The following is a 21072-nucleotide window of genomic DNA, read 5'->3' as shown; positions in this document are numbered from 1 at the left end:
TCCTCCGACAGTCCGCCGATCGGCTTTCAATGGAAGACGTAGATTTCTTCGACCGGGCAGGGCCGTTCTCGCTGGCGGAGATCGCCGAATGGATCGGCGGCGACGTTGAGGCCCAGTTTGGCAGTCGCATGATCGCCGACGTTGCCGCCTTGATCCTCGCCGGGCCGCAACAGATCTCGTTCTATGACAATCCCCGATATGCCGCAGACCTGGCGGAGACGGGCGCGGGCGCGTGCCTCATCAATGCCCGCAACGCCGCGGCTGTGCCGTCCCATGTCGCAGCGATACGGGTCGCCGATCCCGCCCGCGCCTTCAACGAGGTCGTCCGCCGCTTCTATCCGGGCGCGCTGCATCCGGTGCCGATCTGGGACGACGCTCCACACGGCAACGGCATACATCCTTCGGCTGTCATCGAGCCCGGCGCGGTCATCGAGCCCGGCGCGATCGTCGGCGTCGAGGCGCATGTCGGGCGGGGCACGCGGATCCTCGCCGGAACCGTCCTTGGCCGTCGGGTAAGGGTCGGCCGCGACTGCTCGATCGGACCGCGGGCGAGCCTCCAGCATTGTCTGATCGGCGATCGGGTGATCATCCATGCCGGCGCGAGCATTGGCCAGGACGGCTTCGGATACGCCATGGGCGCGTCCGGCCATGCCAAGATCCCGCAGATCGGACGGGTCGTGATCCAGAACGATGTGGAGATTGGCGCCAACTGCGCGATCGATCGTGGCGCGCTGCGCGACACGGTGATCGGGGAAGGCACCAAGATCGACAATCTGGTGCAGATCGGCCATAACGTCGTCATCGGCCGCCACTGTGTCATTGTCGCACAGGTCGGCATTGCAGGCAGCGCGACGATCGGCGATTTCGTCGCGATCGGCGGTCAGGCGGGGATCATGCCGCACGTCGTTGTCGGCGATTTCGCCCAGATTGCGACGCTCAGTGCAGTCAAGGACGATCTTGCGCCAAACGGACGGTATGGCGGTGTGCCGGCGCGGCCCGCGCGCGAATGGCTGAAGGAGGTCGCGGCGCTGCAGCGCGTCGCACGCAGGGAAATGGCGCGGCAGCGATCGGCGGAGGGGGCTGAAAAGGATGGACGCAAGCGTGACCAAGGATAATCCGACCACGCTGGAGTCGCTCGACATAGAACGGTTGCTGCAGCTGCTGCCGCATCGCTATCCGTTCCTGATGGTCGATCGCATTGTCGACATCGCCGGCGACGAACGCTGCGTCGGTATCAAGAACGTGACCATCAACGAGCCACATTTCACCGGCCATTTCCCAGGGCGACCGATCATGCCCGGTGTCCTGCTCGTCGAGGGAATGGCGCAGACCGCAGGGGCGGTCTGCATCCTGTTCAATGGCGGCGCGCAGCCGAAGCTCGTCTATTTCATGACGATCGACAAGTGCAAGTTCCGGAAGCCGGTCATTCCCGGCGACGTGGTGCACTACCATGTCCGCAAGATCCGCAACCGCCGCACCATCTGGAAGTATGCGGCCGAGGCGTTCGTCGACGGCAGGATCGTCGCCGAGGCCGAGATCGGCGCAATGATCGCAGACCTCTGAAAAATACCCATGGCAGACATCCATCCGACTGCAATCGTCGGCTCCGGGGCCAGCCTTGGCGATGGCGTGAAGATCGGTCCCTATTGCATCGTCGGCGACAATGTCGTCCTGCATGAGGGCGTCGAGCTCGTGGCCCATGTCGTCATCGACGGGCATACCGAGATCGGCGCGCGCACCAAGGTCTTCCCCTTCTCGACACTCGGGACCCCGCCGCAGGCCCTGCGCTATGCCGGCGAGCCCAGCCGGCTGGTCATCGGATCCGATTGCGTGATCCGTGAACATGTCACCATGAACCCGGGTACGGCGTTCGGCGGCATGGAGACGGTGGTCGGCAATCATTGCCATTTCATGGTCGGATCGCATGTCGCGCATGACTGTCGGGTCGGCAACAACGTCCTGTTCACCAACAATGCGACGCTCGGTGGCCATTGTCGGGTCGGCGACTACGCCATCATCGGCGGCCTGGCCGCCGTTCATCAGTGGGTGCGGATCGGGCAGTACGCCTTCATCGGTGGGATGAGCGGCGTCGAGAACGACGTGATCCCGTTCGGATCGGTGCTGGGCAACCGCGCCTATCTCGGCGGCCTCAACATCGTCGGGCTGAAGCGACACGGCTTCGAGCGCGAGCACATCCATACCCTGCGCCAGGCCTACCGACTGCTGTTCTCGAACGAGGGGACACTCATGGAGCGGGTCGAGGACGTCGCGCAACTGTTCCCGGATCATCCACTCGTCCAGCTCGTGGTCGAGTTCATCCGGGCCGATTCCGATCGCGCCCTGTGCACCCCGCGGAATGGCCGCGGTAGCTGACGGCAGCTGCGCGATGGGCCGGCCAGACCTTGGCACGTCGGGTCCGCTAGCCATCATCGCCGGTGCGGGCGAGCTGCCGCGCATCGCCGCGGAACACGTGCTGCGGTCAGGTCGGCCGGTCTTCGTCGTTCTCGTCGAAGGCGAGGCGACCGGCGACTATGCCGACTTTCCACATGCCGTCGTGAGGATCGGCGCAGCCGGCAGACTCAAGGAGATCCTCCTGGAGAACGGCTGCCGGGAGGTCTTCATGACCGGCGCGTTCCGCCGCCCGCGCTTTTCCGAGATCGACTGGGACATGGGGACGGTGCGGGCCTTGTCCAGCATCATGCGCCTGCGCTTCGGCGGCGACGACAAGGTCGTCAACGGCGTGGTGCACATCTTCGAATCGGAGGGCTTCCGGATCGTCGGCCCGCGCGAGGTGCTGCCGGGCCTCATTGCCGAAGCCGGTGTGCTGGGCAGGGTCAAACCGTCGCGTCGCGCCCGTGCCGATATTGCCAGCGGCCTGACGGCCGTGCGCGGGATGGGACCTCTCGACATCGGACAGGCCGTCGTCGTGCTGTCGCGCCGGATCATCGCCGTCGAGGCTGCCGAGGGCACCGACGCCATGATCCGGCGATGCGCCGACTTGCGCGCCAGCGGACGTGTCGCGTTTCCGCCGCCTTCCGGAGTGCTGGTCAAGGCCGCCAAGCCGGCACAGGAGCTGCGCCTCGACATGCCGGTGGTCGGCGTCGATACGGTGCGCTCGGCGATCGACGCCGGTCTCGAAGGTATCGCACTCGAGGCCGGCGCCGTTCTGATGCCGCAGCGGCGCGAAGCGCTCGAGCTCGCCGATGAGGCGGGCCTGTTCATCGTCGGCGTCGGGCGCAACGACGGCCCGGCAGCACAATGAGCCTGCCAGGTCCCGGGGCAGAGGCATCGCCGCTCCGCGTGGCGTTGATCGCCGGCGAACCCTCGGGAGATCACCTCGGCGCCGGATTGATGCGCGCCCTGCGTCGCCGCACGGGCGGTTCAGTCGTCTTTGCCGGCATCGGCGGTCCGGAGATGGAGAGGGAGGGTCTGGCGAGCGCGTTCCCGCTCGCCGAGATTGCCGTCATGGGGCCGATCGCGATCCTGTCGCGACTGCCACGTCTGGTCCGCCGCGTATACGAGACCGTCGATCATGTCGTGGCGTTCCGGCCCGACATTCTCGTGATCATCGACAGTCCCGAGTTCACCCATCCCGTTGCCAGGCGTGTCCGGTTGAGACTGCCGGGACTGCCCGTCGTCAACTACGTCTCGCCCACCGTATGGGCCTGGCGGTCGTGGCGCGCGCGCCGAATGCGCGCCTATGTCGATCATGTTCTGGCGATATTTCCGTTCGAACCAGCGGTGCATGCCCGCCTCGGCGGTCCACCTTGTACCTATGTCGGCCATCCCGTGGTGGAACGGCTGGCGCTGCTGCCACCACCCGACGCCCGACCCGCGGCCGACGACAGCCCCATCCTCATCGTGCTGCCTGGAAGCCGCGCCAGCGAGATCGACCGCCTGCTGCCCGTCTTCGGCGAAACCCTCCAACGGCTGAAGGCCGGCGGACGCCGGTTCCGGGCGGTGCTTCCAGCCGTCGCGCATCTGCGCCAGCGGATTGCCGACGAGGTCGGCCAATGGTCGATACCCGTCGAGATCGTTGACGGCGAGAGAGCCAAATGGCGCGCCTTCGGCCAGGGCCGCGTCGCGCTGGCGGCGTCGGGAACTGTGACGCTCGAGCTCGCTATGGCCGGCGTGCCGATGGTGGTGGGATACCGGCTCGATCGGCTGACGGCAGCATTGCGCTGGATCGTCCGCATCCATTCCGTGGTGATGGCGAACCTCGTGATCGGCGAAAATGCCTTTCCGGAATTCATCCAGAAGGGCTGTGACGCGGCGACGCTCGCTGCCGCGCTCGATCCGCTGTTCGATGACACGCCCGATCGACGCGCCCAGATCGAGGCCACCGGACGGGTGCGTCGCGCCACGTTGATCGAGGGCGAACCGCCGAGCGAGCGGGCGGCCGGGCTGGTTCTCGGCCTGCTCGGCCGCTGATCCCGCCCATGGCCGCAACCGCACGCGGGCGGGGGATGCCCCGCCCCGTCGGCGCCGGAGGCTCGTGCTACTTGCGCATGGACGCCGGGATGTAGTCCCGGCGGGTCGCGCCGGTGTAAAGCTGGCGAGGACGACCGATCTTCTGCTTCGGGTCCTCGATCATCTCTTTCCACTGCGCAATCCATCCGACCGTGCGCGCCACGGCGAACAGGACCGTGAACATCGACGTGGGGAAGCCGAGCGCCTTGAGGGTGATGCCCGAGTAGAAGTCGATGTTCGGGTAGAGCTTCTTCTCGATGAAGTAGTCGTCCTGAAGCGCGATCCGTTCCAGTTCGAGCGCGACGTCAAGGAGAGGATCGTCCTTGATGCCGACCTCGGCCAGTACCTCGTGACACGTCTTCTGCATGATCTTGGCGCGCGGGTCGTAGTTCTTGTAGACCCGGTGGCCGAAACCCATCAGGCGGAACGGGTCGTTCTTGTCCTTGGCGCGGGCGATGAATTCCGGAATGCGGTCGACCGTGCCGATCTCGGCAAGCATGCTGAGCGCCGCCTCGTTCGCACCGCCATGCGCAGGCCCCCACAGACAGGCGATGCCGGCCGCGATGCAGGCGAACGGATTGGCGCCGGAGGAGCCGGCAAGCCGGACGGTCGACGTCGAGGCGTTCTGCTCGTGATCGGCGTGCAGGATGAAGATGCGGTCCATCGCGCGCGCAAGGACCGGGTTCACCTTGTATTCCTCGCACGGCACCGCAAAGCACATGTGCAGGAAGTTCGAGGCATAGTCGAGCGAGTTGCGCGGATACATGAACGGCTGGCCGATATGGTACTTGTAGGCCATCGCCGCGATCGTCGGCATCTTGGCGATCATCCGCACGCTCGCCACCATGCGCTGGTATGGATCGGAGATGTCGGTGGAGTCGTGGTAGAAGGCCGACAGCGCGCCGACCACGCCGACCATCACCGCCATCGGATGGGCATCACGACGAAAACCCGAATAGAACCGGGTCATCTGTTCGTGAACCATCGTGTGGTGCGTGACCCGGTGGTCGAAATCGGCCTTCTGTGCCTGGGTCGGCAGCTCCCCGTAGAGCAGCAGGTAGCAGGTCTCGAGAAAGTCGCCATGCTCGGCGAGCTGCTCGATGGGGTAGCCGCGATACAGCAGGATGCCTTCGTCGCCGTCGATATAGGTGATCTTCGATTCGCAGCTCGCCGTGGAGGTGAAGCCCGGATCGTAGGTGAAGGCGTGGCTTCTCCCGTAGAGTTGCGAGATGTCGATCACGTCGGGCCCGACCGTGCCCTTGTAGACCGGAAACTCGTAGGTCTTGTCGCGGAACGAGAGTGTCGCGGTTTCGGTGCTCATGGGCGGGCTTCTCCTGTCCTGGAGCGGGACATCCGCAGCCCCTTGTCGACGCCGCCGGGAGGGTGCGCCGGCGCGCAAAGTGGCTGCCGTGCGGAAGGAAATCTGGCGTCTTCGGTATCCGATTTACCGCGCTGCGGCAAGCGGCGGCCGGCAGGGCAGGAATGCTGGCGGGTTCTGCCTCGAGTTTCCGACCAGCCCGCTAGAGTGCCTGGTCACGGATGCGCGCCAGACTCTCCTCGCGGCCGAGTACAACCAGCACATCGAAAATGCCCGGAGAGGTTGCTCGCCCGGTGAGAGCGGCTCTGAGCGGTTGGGCTACCGCACCGAGCTTGCGGTCGGCCCGGTTGGCGAAATCGCGCACTGTTGCCTCCAGGGCGGCTGCCTCCCACGGCGTGGCCTCGAGTGCTGGCAGCAATTCGCGCAGAATGCCGCGGCCATTCGTGTCGAGCAGTGCAGCAGCCTTGTCATCCAGATCAAGCGGCCGGTCCTTCACCAGGAAGGCAGCCGCGTCGAGGAGCTCCACCAACGTCTTGGCCCGTTCCTTGAGCCCGCCCATCAACGCCCGCACGCGCGCCGCCTTGGTCTCGTCGAGACGCACCTCGAACGCCTCGCCGCCCCGCAGGTGGGGGAGCGCGCCGAGCAACGTCCGGAAGAGTTCTTCGTCCGGCGTCTGACGCATGTAGATTCCGTTGAGGTTCTCGAGCTTGGCGAAATCGAACCGCGCCGCGGCACGCCCGATCGCGTCCAGATCGAACCATTCCAGCATCTGCTCGGTTGACATCACCTCGTCGTCGCCATGGCTCCAGCCGAGCCTGACGAGATAGTTGCGCATGGCAGCAGGCAGATAGCCCATCGCCCGATAGGCATCGATGCCAAGTGCACCGTGCCGCTTCGACAGCTTCGCCCCGTCGGGACCATGGATCAGCGGAATGTGCGCCATTACCGGCACGGTCCAGCCGAGCGCTTCATAGATCTGTGTCTGGCGCGCGGCGTTGGTCAGATGATCGTCACCGCGGATGATATGCGTCACGCCCATGTCGTGGTCGTCCACCACCACGGCCAGCATGTAGGTCGGCGTGCCGTCGGAGCGCAGCAGGATCAGATCGTCGAGATCCTTGTTCTGCCAGACGATCCGGCCCTGTACCCGGTCCTCGACCACCGTCTCGCCCTCGGTCGGCGCCTTCAGGCGGATCGCAGGTCTGACGCCTGCCGGGGCATCAGCCGGATCGCGGTCACGCCAGCGGCCGTCATAGCGCGGCGGCCGCCCCTCGGCGCGTGCCAACTCGCGCATCTGGGCCAGCTCCTCCGGCGTGGCATAGCAGCGATAAGCCAGCCCCTTCGCCAGAAGTTCGTCGACGACCTCGCGATGGCGGTCGGCACGCTCGAACTGCGAAATTGCCTCGCCGTCCCAGTCCAGGCCGAGCCAGGTGAGCCCGTCGAGGATCGCCGCGATCGCCGCATCGGTCGAGCGTTCGCGGTCGGTGTCCTCGATCCTGAGCAGCATCTTCCCGCCGCGTCCGCGGGCATAGAGCCAGTTGAACAGCGCGGTGCGCGCGCCGCCGATGTGCAGGAACCCGGTCGGAGAGGGAGCGAAGCGCGTGACGATCGGCGTGGTGTTGGACATGGCGCGCTGGCGGTGCCTCGGCTGATGGCGTTAGGATGGCTTGGGCGCTGTCTATCACGTCCGCGGGCCCGTATTGAAGCGCGGACGGCGGGAACGCGGGATGAATCAGGTCGGCAGAGGCAGCGGACGCGCCCGGGCGGCGACAGCCGTGGGCGAGCCGTCCGGTCTGCGGTTGCCGGCGCTGCCGGTACTCGCGTGGTCTCCGCACTGGCTCGCCGAACGGCTCGATGCAGAACGGGAACGCCTGTTCCTGTGGGTCCCGGTACTGTTCGCCACCGGCATCGCCGCCTATTTCGGCCTGCCGCGCGAGCCGTCGCTGGTGGCAGTCTGGTTGCTTGCGGCGGGGCTCGGGATCGTCTGGTGGCGCGTCGCCCGTGCCGGTAACCTGGCGATCGGCTGGGGTGCTGCCTTCGCCGCATCGCTCGGGCTCGCCGTTGCCACCGCGCGAACGGCGATCGTCGCCGCCCCGGTCGTACCTGCCGGAGAGTGGCATGCAACGGTCGAAGGGCGGATCGAGGCTGTCGACCTCAACGAGGACGGCAGCGTCCGTCTCGCTGTCGCCCCGACAGCGATCGCAGCGCGGGGGCCGCCATTCGCCCCGCCCCGCCGCCTGTCGCTCTGGATGAGGTACAAGGACGTGGCACTGCGTCCGGGCGATCATGTCGCCTTCACAGCCATCCTCCTGCCGCCGCCCGACGCGGCCGTGCCAGGCGGCTTCGACTATGCCCGACAGGCCTTCTTCGAGGCAATCGGCGGCGTCGGATACCTGATAAGCCGTCCCAGACATGTCCCCGAATCTCGAGCGCCGGATATCCGCGCCCGGCTGTCGATCGCCGCATCTGCCCTGCGCGACGATCTGGCGGCCCGCATCATGGCGGCGGTACCGGGCAGGGCAGGGGCGATCGCCGCCGCGCTCGTCACCGGCAAGCGCGGCGCGATCCCCAAGGCCGACCAGGAGGCACTGAGGGTGTCCGGCCTGGCGCATATCCTCGCGATCTCCGGTCTGCACATGATGCTGGTCGTCGGCACCCTGTTCTGGAGCGTCCGGACCCTGCTGGCGATCTCGCCGTCGCTTGCCCTCAATCGACCGATCAAGAAGTGGGCGGCTGCCACCGCGTTCGTCGGCGGAGCGGCCTATCTGGTACTGTCCGGCGCCTCGATTGCGACGCAGCGTGCGTTTGTCATGGCGGCGGTCATGCTGCTGTCGGTGCTCATCGATCGGCCAGCGATCACACTGCGCAATGTCGCGCTGGCCGCGCTGCTGGTTCTCGTGATGACGCCGGAGGCATTGACCGGCGCGAGCTTCCAGATGTCCTTTGCCGCGACCGTGGCGCTGGTCGCGACCTATGAGACGGTCCGCCAGCATTGGCAATCCTCGGGCGATCCTGTCCACCCGGCGGTACGTTTTGTCGGGCGCGCCGTGTTCGGCCTCGCTCTGACCTCGCTCATCGCGGGACTGGCGACCGCGCCCTTCGGGGCCTTCCACTTCAACCGGGTGGCCGTCTACGGCCTGGCCGCCAACCTTGCCGCCATGCCGGTGGTCAGCCTGCTCGTCATGCCGATGGGGCTCGCGTCCTGCCTGCTCATGCCGTTCGGTCTCGAGACCTTCCCGCTGGCGGCAATGGGGTTCGGGATCGACATTGTTCTGGCCATCGCGCACGGCGTCGCCTCATGGCCGGGCGCCGTGCGCATGGTGCCGCAGATGCCGCTGGCCGCGCTCGGGCTGATGACCGTCGGCGGCCTGTGGCTGGCGCTCTGGCGGACCGGCTGGCGCCTGTGGGGGCTCCCCGCCCTCGCCCTTGGGGGCGCAATCGCGCTGCAGACGGCACCGCCCGACGTCTACATCAACCGCAGCGGCACCCTGGTCGCGCTGCGCACAGACACGGGCGAGCTGGCTTTCGTCCCCCGCCGAAGCACCGGCTACGAGGCCGAAAGCTGGCGTCGACATGCGGGGATCGACCCGACCCTGCAGGCGCGCGAAGTCCTCGAAGCGCCGGTCGGTGCCGCGGCGGAATCAGCATCGCCGAGCAGCACGGCAGCGCTGGCAACCGGCATGGCCGGTACGCTGACCGGCCCAGCCGCGGCCATCCAGTGCGATCCTATCGGCTGCATTGCTTCCCGGCCTGGCCTGACGCTGGCCCTGGTGCGCGATCCGGCCGCATTTTCCGAGGATTGCATCCGGGCCGATGTCGTGGTCAGCCCCTTCGTGCCGCCGGATAGCTGCGCGGCAACCGCGCTGGTCATCGGTCCGCAGCAACTGGCCGTCGGTGGCGCCACGATCATCCGCCGGTCCGGACCCGCGCTCCTCGTCTCTACCGCCGCCGAACGGGCCGGCATCCGCCCGTGGAGCCGCCGCACTACCGAGGCGGCTGACACGCGACGGATCACGCCGCGCAGCGGCAACGGGTCGGTCAATACTGGCGAATGAGGCCGACCAGTCGACCCTGGATGCGAACCCTGTCAGGACCGAAGATCCGCGTCTCATAGGCCGGATTGGCAGCCTCGAGCGCAATCGAAGCACCCTTGCGGCGCAGGCGCTTCAGTGTCGCCTCGTCATCGTCGATCAGCGCGACGACGATGTCTCCTGTATCGGCGGCGTCGGTGCGGCGGATGATGACCGTATCGCCGTCGAGAATACCCGCCTCGATCATCGAGTCGCCACGGACCTCCAGCGCGAAGTGCTCGCCGCGGGCGACCATTTCGGGAGGGACGTGGATCGTATGGCTCTGGGTCTGGATGGCCGAGATCGGAGTACCGGCTGCAATCCGACCCATCACGGGAATCTCGATGGCAACCGTCCGGTCCTCGGAAACAGCCTGCGGCTGCGGCAACGGGGCGGCCGCCGGCGGTTTGCCGAGACTTCCCTCGATGACGCTCGGCGCAAAGCCGCGCGTCCGCGCGCCCGCCAGCCCCGGCGCGACCGATTCGGGCATCCGGATGATCTCGAGCGCCCGCGCGCGATGCGGCAGCCTGCGGATGAAGCCCCGCTCCTCCAGCGCGGTAATGAGCCGGTGGATGCCGGATTTGGACTTCAAATCAAGGGCTTCCTTCATCTCATCGAAGGAGGGGGGTACGCCGGCCTCCTTCAGCCTCTCGTGAATGAACATGAGAAGCTCGTACTGCTTGCGCGTCAGCATCCTGGCCCTCCGTTCCCGCATCGCGGTGCCAGTCATGGTACGAAACGAGAACAACCATAGCTGTTCCCCTTGTGTTCGGCAACCCCAATCGACGCGAGGCTCGGAGCCTTTCAGCGTCGCAGAAGAGCAGGAATTGCGACGGCCAGCATGGTGACGGCGACGATCATCGCGCCCAATCCTTCGCGTGCCGCCTCATCCTGCCACCACACGTCGATCTTCCAGAAATGCTGGGTTTGTGGCCAGTAATGATAGACGCCGAGCAGCGCAAGAACCGTTACGGCCAGAACGACGGAGCGCAGAGCTCCGTGCTGCACGGCGTGCGGTCTCCCCGCCGCTATGCCGGCGAGTATGCCGGGAATGGCGTAGATCGGGATCCAGATCTCCGGATCCGGATCGTTGTATTGCAGGGCAGCAAACAGCAGCAGCATCAGACACAGCGCGCCATGGAGCACCCGCATCATTTTCCTCCCCTTGGACAAGGTGTCGGTTTAGCGGCAAGCATTGAGCGTTGTCCGGAATGAGACTACCGTGCCCGGGGGCTGGCAGAGAACCTTCTCGTCAAATGAAGGTGTGTTGAGGGAGCAGCGCGCAGATGGGCCGGGTTCGTGGGCGCGTTTCGCCGGCGACGGAGACCTACCGCCAGGAGTTCACCGTCTCCTACAGCTATCCCGTCGTGTTCACACGCCGGCTGTTCGATCCCGACAATACCGTGCTGCGCGATACATTGGCGCGGCTCGAGCCCGCCAAGCGCCATCGCTGCTTCGTCGTCATCGACGACGGCCTGGTCGAAACCATGCCGGAATTGCCTGGGCTGATCGAAGACTATGCCCGCGCGCATCGCGACAGCATCGACCTGGTAGCGCCGCCACATCCGGTTCCGGGCGGCGAACGCATAAAGGTCGATCTGCATTTCGTTGAAAGGATCCAGCAGCGGCTCTACGAGCATCACATCGACCGTCATTCCTATGTGATCGCCATCGGCGGCGGCGCGGTACTCGATGCGGTCGGCCTCGTCTCGTCGACGACCCATCGCGGCGTTCGTCACGTCCGCGTGCCGACGACGGTCCTCGCCCAGAATGACTCCGGAGTCGGCGTCAAGAACGGGGTCAACCTGAACGGGGTCAAGAACTTCGTCGGGACCTTCGCGCCGCCGTTCGCAGTCCTGAACGACCTCGATTTCGTGCTGATGCTGCCGGAGCGCGACAAGATCGCCGGCATGGCCGAGGCCGTGAAGGTCGCGCTTATCCGCGACCGCAGCTTCTTTGAATGGCTCGAGGCCAATGTCGACGAGCTGACCCTCTACTGGCCGGACGCGATGGCCTACATGATCCGCCGCTGCGCGGAGCTGCACATGATCCAGATCGCACGGGGCGGCGATCCTTTTGAGACCGGAAGCGTGCGGCCACTGGATTTCGGGCATTGGTCCGCGCATCGGCTGGAGGCCCTGACGCGGTATCATCTGCGCCATGGCGAGGCGGTGGCCATCGGGATCGCGCTCGATTCGCGGTATTCGGTGCTGGCCGGACTGCTTCCGGAGGGGGACGATATCCGCATCGCCTGTCTGCTCGAGACCCTGGGATTCCGCCTCTGGCATTCCGCGCTCGACACGCGCGACAGCGACGGCGAACGCTCGGTACTGCGGGGGCTGCGGGAGTTCCAGGAACATCTCGGCGGGGAGCTGACCGTGACGCTCCTCACCGCGATTGGCACCGGCCATGAAGTCCACGAGATGGATGCCGGCCTGATCGGCCGGGCGATCGACTGGCTGCGCGAGCGGGCTGGAGCCTGATGCGTCTGGGGCGGGAAGGCGAGTCGGGGCCGGATCTCGGGCATCTGACCTACTGCACGAACATCCATCCCGGCGAATCCTGGCCAGAGATGGCCGCTGCGCTGTCCGCGCATGTGCCGGCGATCAAGGGAGCGGTCTCGCCCGGGGCCCCGTTCGGACTCGGCCTGCGCATCGCCGCCGACGCGGCTGCGACGCTCGGGACTGCGGGCGCGCGCGCGGAACTCGCCGATCTCCTGGCAGAGACGGACACATATCTGTTCACCATCAACGGCTTTCCCTTCGGCGCCTTTCACGGCAAGCGCGTCAAGGAGAACGTCTACGCCCCTGACTGGTCGACCTCGGAACGGCTCGCCTATACCGACGGACTCGCCGATCTGCTCGCCGCGTTCCTGCCGGAGCATGTCGCGATGGGCTCGATCAGCACGGTGCCCGTTACGTTTCGCGGCTGGGCCGACGCGGCCCGTCTCGAGGCCGCAGTCGAGAACCTGATCAGCCACGCGGCACTGCTGATCGACATCGAGCGCGAACGCGGCCGGCATATCGCGCTGGCGCTTGAGCCCGAGCCCTGCTGCTATCTCGAGACCATCGAGGAGACCGTTCGCTTCTTCGAGGATCGGCTGTTCGTGCGATCTGCCCGCCGTCGTCTGGCGGATCGGGCCCGAATGTCGATGGCGGGCACGGAAGCTGCACTCAGGCGACATCTCGGCGTCTGCTACGACGTCTGCCATGCCGCCGTTGAATTCGAGGATGCGGCCGGCAGTCTGGCGCTGCTCGAGCGTGCGGGAATCACCATACCGAAGCTGCAACTGTCCTCCGCGCTGAGGATCGCCGCTATCGACGGCACGGCCGCCGCCGCGCTGAAGCCCTTCGAGGAACCGGTCTACCTGCACCAGGTCGTCGAACGGACGCCGGACGGTCTGACGCGCTATCTCGACCTGCCGGATGCCCTGGCCTCGGTGCACGGCGCCGAGGGTCGCGAATGGCGCGTCCATTTCCACGTGCCGGTGTTCCTCGCCGAACTCGAGGCCTTCTCGACGACGCAGGACTTCCTCGGACAGGTCATCGCCCGCCACCGCGATCGCCCTGTATCGCAGCATCTCGAGGTCGAAACCTACACATGGGACGTACTGCCGCCCGAATACCGGACGGTCGACGTCGGGGCGGCGATCGCACGGGAGCTCAACTGGGTGCTTGGCGAGCTGCGCGCATGAAGCTCTCCATCGCGCTGCGGCTTGGCCGCGTTTCCAACCTGCCGACGGTCTGGACCAACACGCTCGCCGCCTTGGTGCTCGCAGGTTCCCCTGCCGCGGGATGGACGACCCTGCTGCTGATACTCGCCGTTTCGCTTGCCTACATTGGCGGCATGTATCTGAACGATGCCTTCGACGCCGAGATCGACGCCCGCGAGCGACCCGAGCGGCCGATCCCCTCGGGTCTTGCCGAACGGCGCACCGTATTCGTCGCCGGCTACGCCATGCTCGCTGCCTGCATCATCCTGCTCGGCGCGATCGGCATCAAGGGCGGCACCGGTCTGGCGCCGGCGTTCGGTGGCGTTGTGCTCGCCGGTGCCATCGTCCTCTACGACATCAACCACAAGGGCAATCGCTTCGGCCCGTTGTTGATGGGACTGTGCCGCGCCCTGGTCTATGTCGCCGCAGGACTGGCCGTCACGCCGGTACTGCCGCCGCCGTTGTGGGCCGCTGCGCTCGCCATGCTGTGCTACGTCGCGGGCCTTACCTATACCGCCAAGCAGGAATCGCTCGGGCGGGTGGAGTCGATGTGGCCTCTGGCCGTGCTGGGCCTCCCTTGGGCGTACGGGCTGTGGCTGTCGATCGCGACCCCGATCACGATCGTGTTCCTGGCATTGCTGACGATCCTCATGGGCGTGACGCTGCGGCTGCTGTTCCGTCGTGGACCGGGCGAAGTCCCAAGAGCCGTCGTGACCCTGATCGCGGGAATCGCGCTTCTCGACGCCGTGTTCCTCGCCGCCGCCGGCGCAGTCGCAACCGCCATCGTCGCGGTCGTGCTGTTTGCGCTGACGCTGGTCGCTCAGCGCTACGTGCCGGGGACGTAGCGCAACGAGGCACGCCTTCACATCCGGTTATCCCGGACAGCCTTCGGACTGATCCGCAAGCGGGACGCCTGGCTGCTGAGTGCACGCATCCCCATCCCGGCTCTGCGGCTACGCCTCCGGCCGGATGATGCCGCACGGGGTACCATCCGGCGCCATGCGCTACTCGAACACGTGCGCCAGGACCAGCTCCTTGAAGTCGGTCGCAGCCACCGCCCCGTCTGGCATCAGATCGGTGCGCGGCGAGATGACCAGCGGCCCATCGGCAGGATCGTCGGTGAGGCGGCCGTGCGACCCCTTCACCAGCCGGGTGTCCTTGAGCGAGATCACATCCATCAGGCTGCGCATCCCGATCATGCGTTTGGCCAACCGCCAACCGACGGCAAGCTTCGGGATGCCGATCGCGGGATCCAGAAACAGCTCGACGGGATCGTAGCCCGGCTTGCGGTGTATCTCGACCGTTCGCGCGAAATCAGGCGCGCGGGCGTCGTCCAGCCAGTAGTAGTAGCTGAACCAGCGGTCGGCACGTGACACTGCAACGAGCTCGCCCGACCGTGGATGATCGAGGCCGCTGGCGCGCTTGCCCTCCGCGTCGAGCACGGTCTCGACACCGTCGAGGCCTTCGAGCAGGGTCCGGACGGCGGCAACATCGGCCGGGTCCTGCACATAGACATGCGCGACCTGGTGATCGGCGAGCGCAAAGGCCCGCGAGGCGCCGGCATCAAGCAGCTCCCGCCCGCGCTCGACGCGCACCGCGAGCAGGCCCGCCTCGCGCAGGGCCCGGTTGACGTGAACCGCGTCGGTGACGGGCGTGATGCCATACTCTGACACGACGATGACCGTCCGGCCGGCTGCCTCGGCGGCGTCGATCAGCTCGCCGGCGACACGGTCGATATCGGCGAGCGACTTCTTGACGTCGGGATGGGCGAGATCGGGCCCGAACCGCTGCAGGTCATAGTCGAGGTGGGGAAGATAGCACAGCGTCAGGGTCGGGTCGCGCGTCGCCATGACGTGTTTCGTCGCACCGGCGATCCATTGCGAAGAGGAGATGTCGGTCGCCGGGCCCCAGAACCTGAACAGCGGAAACTGGCCCAGTTTCGCGTCGAGCTCGTCGTGCAGCGCCGGCGGATGCGTGTAGTGATCGGGGATCTTGCGCCCGTCGGCGAGATACATCGGCCGGGGCGTCGCGCTCCAGTCGGCCGAGGAATACATGTTGTACCACCAGAACATCTTGGCACAGGTGAAGCGGGGATCGCGTCGTCGCCCCGCCTCCCAGACCTTCTCGCCTGCGATGAGGCGGTTCGACTGGCGCCACAGCCAGATCTCGGAGAGGTCGCGGAAGTACCAGCCGTTCGCCACTGCGCCGTGCCCCGACGGCATCAGGCCTGTCAGCAGCGTCGACTGCGCGGTACAGGTGACGGAGGGCAGTACGGTGGTCAGCGGACGCAGCGCGCTGCGCCTTGCGAAGGCCGCGAGCTTCGGCGTATGCGGGCCGACGAGCGAGGGACTGAGGCCCACCACGAGCAGGACGAGAACGGGTTTCATGGGCCGCAGCCTAGCGATGTATGCATTGTTGCGGCAAGGTGCGTTTTCATGCCTATACTTCCCCTCAAACGGGCGGAGCGTGATCCCGCAACCGTTGGGACCAGTGGGTCGGGAGGACATGACGGCACCCAGGCAGCTCCTTGCGGAGTGGCTCGCACCCCGCGTCGCACCGGAAGCCGCCGCCTGGCTGGAGGGCCAGCTGCGTCGGCTCGCACGGGACGGATCGGAGCGCGATCTTGTCGTGACGCTGGGCCTGATCCCGCGGCGCCTGGGCAAGGCCGATCTTGACCTGAGCGCCGCCGAGCTGGCGGCCGCTGCCGCGTGTCGCCCGGGCTGGGATCCGAGCCGCTGGAGCGTCGATACGGCCGCGCGGGTCCTTGCCCTGCTCACCCTGCCGGATGACGATGAGGCGTTCGCCAGCCGCTTTGCCGGTCTTTGCCGGGATGCCGATGCTGGCGAGGCCATCGCGCTCTATTCCGGCCTGCCGCTCTATCCCGGCCAGCCTCGGCTGGAGGCGCAGGCCGGCGAGGGACTGCGCGGCAACATCCGCGCGGTCTTCGAGGCAATCGCCCATCGCAATCCCTTCCCGCGCGAGCAGTTCGATGAGCATCGCTGGAATCACATGGTGCTGAAGGCGCTGTTCGTCGGCTCGAGCCTGGCGCCGATCCAGGGTCTTGACGAGCGCGCCAATCCGGAACTCGCCCGCATCCTGTGCGACTATGCCCATGAGCGCTGGGCAGCCGGGCGGCCGGTTTCGCCGGAGCTGTGGCGCTGCGTCGGCCCCTTCGCCGATGGACCCATGCTCGCAGACCTCGAACGCGCCGCCGCCAGTAGCCATCCGCGCGACCGGGCCGCTGCCGCGCTGGCGCTGGCGGCCAGCCCGGCGCCGGGCGCCCGGGCGGTGCTTGACCGGCTGCGCGACGAAGCGGACCGGATCGCTGCCGGCAAGCTCGCCTGGGCCGATGTTGCCTGACAGACTGGACGTGCGGGACGACCGCCATCGGGAGATCAGCCGCTCATGATGTTCATCGACGCCCACGCGCACATGATCTCGCGCACCACCGACGACTACGAGGCTATGGCTGCCTCAGGCGTCGTCGCGCTGATCGAACCCGCCTTCTGGATCGGCCAGCCGCGCACCAATGTTGGCAGCTATTTCGACTATCTGTCCCATATCGTCGGCTTCGAGCGGTTCCGCGCCGGCCAGTTCGGAATCCGCCACTACTGCACGATCGGGCTCAACTCCAAGGAGGCGAACAACGAGGCTCTGGCCGAGGGCGTGATGGAGATCCTCCCGCGCTTCGCGGTGAAGGAGGGAGTCGTGGCGATCGGCGAGATCGGATACGACGAGCAGACCGCGCTCGAGGACAGGTATTTCCGGGCCCAGCTCGAGCTTGCCAAGGAGCTCGGCCTGCCGGTGATGATCCACACGCCGCATCGTGACAAGAAGCGCGGCACGACGCGGTCGATGGATGTCTGCATCGAGCATGGTGTGCCCCCGTCAATGGTCGTTGTCGATCACAACAACGAGGAAACGGTCGAGGAGGTATTGGACCGCGGCTTCTGGGCAGCGTTCTCGATCTACCCCTCGACCAAGATGGGCAACGCCCGCATGGTCGAGATCCTCAAGCGTTACGGCGGCGAACGCATCATCGTGGATTCGGCCTGTGACTGGGGAATTTCCGATCCTCTCGCGGTGGCCAAGACGGCCAGGCTGGCGCTCGACCGCGGCATCCCGGAGGAGCATGTCCGGCTTGCCTGCTATGCCAATGCTCTCGCGGCCTACGGCCAGAGCGGGCAGATGAACGAGGCCGACTGGCTCGATCCGCCGGCGATAGACCAGCGGACGCTTTACGAGGGCAATTCGGTGCTGCGCGGCGGCCGCGAACCGGTCATCGAGTCGCCAGGCGAACGCCGCGGCATGGACAGGCTGATCATCGAATGACCATTCCGCGGATAGGCAATGGCGGCTTCAGCGTGGGGAGGCGGCAATGAACCGGATTTCCCAGTCCCCGGCGTCTACCGGCGGTGCGCGCCCGCGCGATGCGGACGAACTGATCGAGGCTCTGGATGCGACTGGATCCCCGAGGCCGATCGGCAAGCTCGAGGCGCACGAGCGGAGCATCCGCCACCGAGCAATCTCGGTGTTCGTGTTCCGGCGCGGGGAACTGTTGCTGCAACAGCGCTCGGCGACGAAGTATCATTCGCCCAATCTCTGGGCCAACACCTGTTGCTCGCATCCCCGCTGGGGCGAGGATGTCGAGGCCTGCGCCGCCCGACGCCTCAGGGAGGAAATGGGGTTCTCGCTGCCGCTGACACCGTTCGGGATCGTGGAATACCAGGCTCAGGTCGGGCACCTCTACGAGCATGAGGTCGTCCACCGCTTCCACGGCATCGTCACCGGCAGCGGTCCCGACCTCATGCCCGATCCCGACGAGGTTCAGGACGCTGCCTGGATGAGCCTGTCGGACATTGCCGCCGATATCCGCGACCGGCCGGGCCGCTATGCGCCCTGGTTCGTCATCTACATGCGCGAGCATATCGATGTGTTGAGGATGCTGGCGCACGCCTCCTGACCGGTTGGTGTGGTCGAGCCACCGCGCTGCAACGGGCCGCACTCGTGAGCGCTAGGGAGAGAAGCTCTTGCTCATGATGTAGGAGACGAGCGCCATGCGCTCCTCCAGAGTGTAGACATCCTTCCACGGCGGCATGCCCTTGAAGCCGGCGGTAATACGGTGGAACACGAACCCCGGCTGATACTGGCGCGGCCGCAGCTTCGGTGCCTTGCCCGGGTACGCCTTGGCGCCGTGGCAATGGGTGCACTGGTCGTGCCAGATCTCGGCTCCGACCTTGATCGCCTCGGGGTCGTTGAGGATTTCCTCGGTGAACGTCACATCCTCGACCTCGATCTCGTCGTCCGACCGGGCCGGGCCGGTCCAGACGGCAAGGACGAGGACGATTGCCGTCAGCCCCGCAAGAATGCGGATCTCCATTCGGTACGTCTCCCATCTTGATGTTCGCGGCGACGGCGCTCGTGCGGGCCCTTCGCCTGTTCCGGGTACGTCCCGGCGCCGATGGCGCCGGGAGTCCTGCCCGTACGGGCTCGAAGCAATCCTGCCGATCACTCGGCCGGAACGATCTTGTAGATCGTGTCGAGGCTACCGACCGGACCGGTGGTGATCGAGGTCAGCGCATAGACCTCACCGTCCGCATCCTGAGCGAAGGCCAGGATATAGGGCGCCTTGTCGCCCTCGAGCCCTTCGATCTCGGCCACTTCCATGGTCCACTTGCCGTCGGAGCCCTCGGTGGCGACGAAGATCTGGCCGTCCATCTCGGAGAAGGACTTGCTCCAGTCGCCGAAGATGTACTTGCCCTTCCACGGCTCGTGCGCGCCACGGTAGACATAACCGCCGGTCACAGAGATGCCCTTGCAGCCGTCCGGCTTGGCGGTGCAGTTGTTGTACTCGAGGATCGGCTCGATGAGGCCCGTCTTGTCGCAGCTGGCCGGGTGATCATTGGGCTTGGTGTAATCGAAGCAGTGCGTCGCTTCCATCTTGCGCCAGCCGTAGTTGCCGCCGCGCTCGATGATGTTGACCTCCTCGAAGGAGTTCTGCTGCACGTCGGCGCAGAACAACCGGCCATCCTCCATGTCGAACGAGCACCGCCACGGATTGCGCAGGCCGGTCGCGTAGATTTCCGGCGCCGCGTTCATGTCGTTGGCGAACGGATTGTCAGCCGGAATGCCGTACTGCTTGCCGTTTGACGGATTGTCGACGTCGATGCGCAGGATCTTGCCCTGCAACTGGGTGTTGTCCTGCCCGTTGCCCTCGGTGACGTTGTGGCCGATGCCCCAGTCGTTGGCGTAACCGCCGTCACCGGTCGAGATGTACAGATAGCCGTCCGGACCGAAGCCGATCCAGTGGCCATTGTGGTTGAACTGCGGCCAGTCGATCGCGGTGATCCGGCGGACGGTCGAGGGATCGGCGACGTTGGGATCGTCCTTGGAGACGGTATATTCCTCGACGACGTTGGTATGGCTCCACCAGAACTGCTTGGCGAGATCCGCCTGGAAATCTATCGGCGCGCTGTGGGCGAGATAGAATTTTCCGTTGTTCGCAAAATCGGGATGGAACGCGATGCCGAGCAGACCCTTCTCGTCGAAGTCGGACCACAGCTTCGGCAGCTTGGCGCGGATGTCGATGAACGGCTCCGCCAGCAGATTGCCGTCCGCGTCGATCACGCGGACGCGTCCGAACTGCTCGATGACGAACTTCCGGTCGTCGCCGGCAGGTTGCACCATTGCCAGCGGCGCGTTGACGCCGGTGACATACGGTTCGAGCTTCACCTTTACCTGAGCCTCGGCGGCCGCGCCGCAGAGCCCAAGGGCAAGCCCGCCTAACACGAAATGCCTGAGCATGTTCCTCCCCGTCTTGGTTCGATGAACGACAACCGGAGCGGCCGGAGCGATCCAGCACGCGACCGAGCGCGGTTTCGTCGCCTTGCCACAGGCCGGCTTATCCACTTCCGGACCTGCCGTGTCCGGTAGGGCATTCCCGCCTCGCGGCCGATTGTCGGGGCATTCTGTTGAACCGCTCATCGAGCGAGAAACCGCGAGGAAACGCTATCACGTATACATTGTTGCTGCAATTTCGGTGCGAGGAGAAGCACCTTTGCCCCTTTGACGCTACGGCACGGCTGGCCAACCGTCCAAAATCAGACCGACGGGCAAGGACGTGGCGAGATCCGGTGGGATAGTGAGCCCGATGCAGGGGCAGAGGCCGGAGGGCTCGTCGTGATCGTCGAGGAACGCATCTACAGGATCAAGTTCGGGAGGATGAAGGATTATCTCGACCTCTATGTGGCCGAGGGGATGCCCATCCAGACGCGGATCCTGCCGCGCATGATCGGCTACTTCACGACGGAGATCGGCCAGCTGTCGAGCGTCGTGCATCTGTGGGGATACGACAGCCTGGCGGAACGCGAACAGAAGCGGGCCGAGCTGATGGCCGATCCCGCCTGGCAGGCCTACCTGCCGAGGATTGCGGTGTTTATCGAGTCTCAGGAGAACCGGATCCTCGTGCCGACCGCGTTCTCGCCGATCAGATAGAACCGGGA

At 66.2% G+C, this 21072-nt stretch carries 20 protein-coding genes; 13 read left to right on the top strand and 7 right to left on the bottom strand.

Annotated elements, in window-relative coordinates; all coding sequences use genetic code 11:
- The first annotated feature begins 29 nt into the window (after nucleotides 1–29).
- The 5 genes from lpxD to lpxB are packed head-to-tail and all read left to right on the top strand — an operon-like array spanning nucleotide 30 to nucleotide 4431.
- Nucleotides 30–1115, top strand: coding sequence for a UDP-3-O-(3-hydroxymyristoyl)glucosamine N-acyltransferase (gene lpxD, locus EDC22_RS04280; RefSeq protein ID WP_132805371.1), 1086 nt, complete (start codon nucleotides 30–32; stop codon nucleotides 1113–1115).
- Complete coding sequence (fabZ, locus tag EDC22_RS04275) at nucleotides 1090–1563, top strand: 3-hydroxyacyl-ACP dehydratase FabZ (RefSeq protein WP_132805370.1); 474 nt, start codon at nucleotides 1090–1092, stop codon at nucleotides 1561–1563. Before lpxD ends, fabZ begins: the two co-directional genes overlap by 26 nt.
- Before the next feature lie 9 nt (nucleotides 1564–1572).
- Nucleotides 1573–2373 carry an acyl-ACP--UDP-N-acetylglucosamine O-acyltransferase gene (gene lpxA / locus EDC22_RS04270; protein ID WP_132805369.1) on the top strand — a complete coding sequence of 267 codons (801 nt, stop codon included), beginning with the start codon at nucleotides 1573–1575 and terminating at the stop codon, nucleotides 2371–2373.
- A 13-nt stretch (nucleotides 2374–2386) separates the two neighbouring features.
- Complete coding sequence (locus tag EDC22_RS04265) at nucleotides 2387–3262, top strand: LpxI family protein (RefSeq protein ID WP_165926785.1); 876 nt, start codon at nucleotides 2387–2389, stop codon at nucleotides 3260–3262.
- The gene (gene lpxB, locus EDC22_RS04260) at nucleotides 3259–4431 is read left to right on the top strand and encodes a lipid-A-disaccharide synthase (protein WP_132805367.1); all 1173 of its coding nucleotides are present in this window, start codon (nucleotides 3259–3261) and stop codon (nucleotides 4429–4431) included. The genes EDC22_RS04265 and lpxB overlap by 4 nt, the downstream gene beginning before the upstream one ends.
- A gap of 67 nt (nucleotides 4432–4498) precedes the next feature.
- On the opposite strand, the gene gltA is transcribed toward lpxB, so the two are convergent.
- A complete protein-coding gene (gene gltA / locus EDC22_RS04255) occupies nucleotides 4499–5791 on the bottom strand; it encodes a citrate synthase (protein WP_132805366.1) in 1293 nt (430 codons plus the stop codon).
- A gap of 199 nt (nucleotides 5792–5990) precedes the next feature.
- Nucleotides 5991–7415, bottom strand: coding sequence for a glutamate--tRNA ligase (gene gltX, locus EDC22_RS04250; RefSeq protein WP_132805365.1), 1425 nt, complete (start codon nucleotides 7413–7415; stop codon nucleotides 5991–5993).
- Between the two features lie 100 nt (nucleotides 7416–7515).
- On the opposite strand from gltX, the gene EDC22_RS04245 reads away from it, so the two are divergent.
- Nucleotides 7516–9843 (top strand): ComEC/Rec2 family competence protein, encoded by a 2328-nt coding sequence (locus EDC22_RS04245; protein WP_132805364.1) that lies wholly within the window; start codon nucleotides 7516–7518, stop codon nucleotides 9841–9843.
- Here EDC22_RS04245 and lexA read toward each other — a convergent pair.
- Nucleotides 9827–10552 carry a transcriptional repressor LexA gene (lexA, locus tag EDC22_RS04240; protein ID WP_132805363.1) on the bottom strand — a complete coding sequence of 242 codons (726 nt, stop codon included), beginning with the start codon at nucleotides 10550–10552 and terminating at the stop codon, nucleotides 9827–9829. The two genes, EDC22_RS04245 and lexA, sit on opposite strands and share 17 nt — an antisense overlap.
- A gap of 110 nt (nucleotides 10553–10662) precedes the next feature.
- On the bottom strand, nucleotides 10663–11010 hold the full coding sequence (locus tag EDC22_RS04235) for a transmembrane 220 family protein (protein WP_165926784.1): 348 nt from the start codon (nucleotides 11008–11010) through the stop codon (nucleotides 10663–10665).
- A 134-nt stretch (nucleotides 11011–11144) separates the two neighbouring features.
- Between EDC22_RS04235 and EDC22_RS04230 the strand changes: the two genes are divergently transcribed.
- From EDC22_RS04230 to EDC22_RS04220, 3 genes are read left to right on the top strand one after another with little or no spacing between them, the layout of a single operon-like run.
- Nucleotides 11145–12341, top strand: a complete 1197-nt coding sequence (locus EDC22_RS04230; RefSeq protein WP_132805361.1) for a 3-dehydroquinate synthase — start codon at nucleotides 11145–11147, stop codon at nucleotides 12339–12341.
- Complete coding sequence (gene eboE / locus EDC22_RS04225; protein ID WP_132805360.1) at nucleotides 12341–13552, top strand: metabolite traffic protein EboE; 1212 nt, start codon at nucleotides 12341–12343, stop codon at nucleotides 13550–13552. The genes EDC22_RS04230 and eboE overlap by 1 nt, the downstream gene beginning before the upstream one ends.
- Nucleotides 13549–14415 carry a UbiA family prenyltransferase gene (locus tag EDC22_RS04220; RefSeq protein WP_132805359.1) on the top strand — a complete coding sequence of 289 codons (867 nt, stop codon included), beginning with the start codon at nucleotides 13549–13551 and terminating at the stop codon, nucleotides 14413–14415. The genes eboE and EDC22_RS04220 overlap by 4 nt, the downstream gene beginning before the upstream one ends.
- 159 nt (nucleotides 14416–14574) lie before the next feature.
- Here the strand turns inward: EDC22_RS04220 and EDC22_RS04215 are convergent, their stop codons facing one another.
- Entirely contained in the window at nucleotides 14575–15957 is a 1383-nt protein-coding gene (locus tag EDC22_RS04215) for an alkaline phosphatase family protein (RefSeq protein WP_207903690.1), read from the bottom strand.
- Between the two features lie 118 nt (nucleotides 15958–16075).
- On the opposite strand from EDC22_RS04215, the gene EDC22_RS04210 reads away from it, so the two are divergent.
- The 3 genes from EDC22_RS04210 to EDC22_RS04200 are packed head-to-tail and all read left to right on the top strand — an operon-like array spanning nucleotide 16076 to nucleotide 18533.
- Nucleotides 16076–16930, top strand: a complete 855-nt coding sequence (locus EDC22_RS04210) for an EboA domain-containing protein (protein WP_132805358.1) — start codon at nucleotides 16076–16078, stop codon at nucleotides 16928–16930.
- A 45-nt stretch (nucleotides 16931–16975) separates the two neighbouring features.
- Nucleotides 16976–17902 (top strand): TatD family hydrolase, encoded by a 927-nt coding sequence (locus EDC22_RS04205; protein WP_245499623.1) that lies wholly within the window; start codon nucleotides 16976–16978, stop codon nucleotides 17900–17902.
- 46 nt (nucleotides 17903–17948) lie between these two features.
- A complete protein-coding gene (locus EDC22_RS04200) occupies nucleotides 17949–18533 on the top strand; it encodes an isopentenyl-diphosphate Delta-isomerase (RefSeq protein WP_132805357.1) in 585 nt (194 codons plus the stop codon).
- 51 nt (nucleotides 18534–18584) lie between these two features.
- Here the strand turns inward: EDC22_RS04200 and EDC22_RS04195 are convergent, their stop codons facing one another.
- Both EDC22_RS04195 and EDC22_RS04190 read right to left on the bottom strand, forming a co-directional pair.
- On the bottom strand, nucleotides 18585–18950 hold the full coding sequence (locus EDC22_RS04195) for a c-type cytochrome (RefSeq protein WP_132805356.1): 366 nt from the start codon (nucleotides 18948–18950) through the stop codon (nucleotides 18585–18587).
- 128 nt (nucleotides 18951–19078) lie between these two features.
- Complete coding sequence (locus EDC22_RS04190) at nucleotides 19079–20374, bottom strand: PQQ-dependent sugar dehydrogenase (RefSeq protein WP_132805355.1); 1296 nt, start codon at nucleotides 20372–20374, stop codon at nucleotides 19079–19081.
- Between the two features lie 375 nt (nucleotides 20375–20749).
- On the opposite strand from EDC22_RS04190, the gene EDC22_RS04185 reads away from it, so the two are divergent.
- Nucleotides 20750–21064, top strand: coding sequence for an NIPSNAP family protein (locus EDC22_RS04185; protein WP_132805354.1), 315 nt, complete (start codon nucleotides 20750–20752; stop codon nucleotides 21062–21064).
- Nucleotides 21065–21072 lie beyond the last annotated feature (8 nt).

Origin of the sequence: Tepidamorphus gemmatus, from assembly GCF_004346195.1 — a bacterium.
GTDB lineage: Bacteria > Pseudomonadota > Alphaproteobacteria > Rhizobiales > Tepidamorphaceae > Tepidamorphus > Tepidamorphus gemmatus.
The sequence above is the reverse complement of the archived record's forward strand: the minus strand, read 5'-3'. Positions and strand labels throughout refer to the sequence as shown.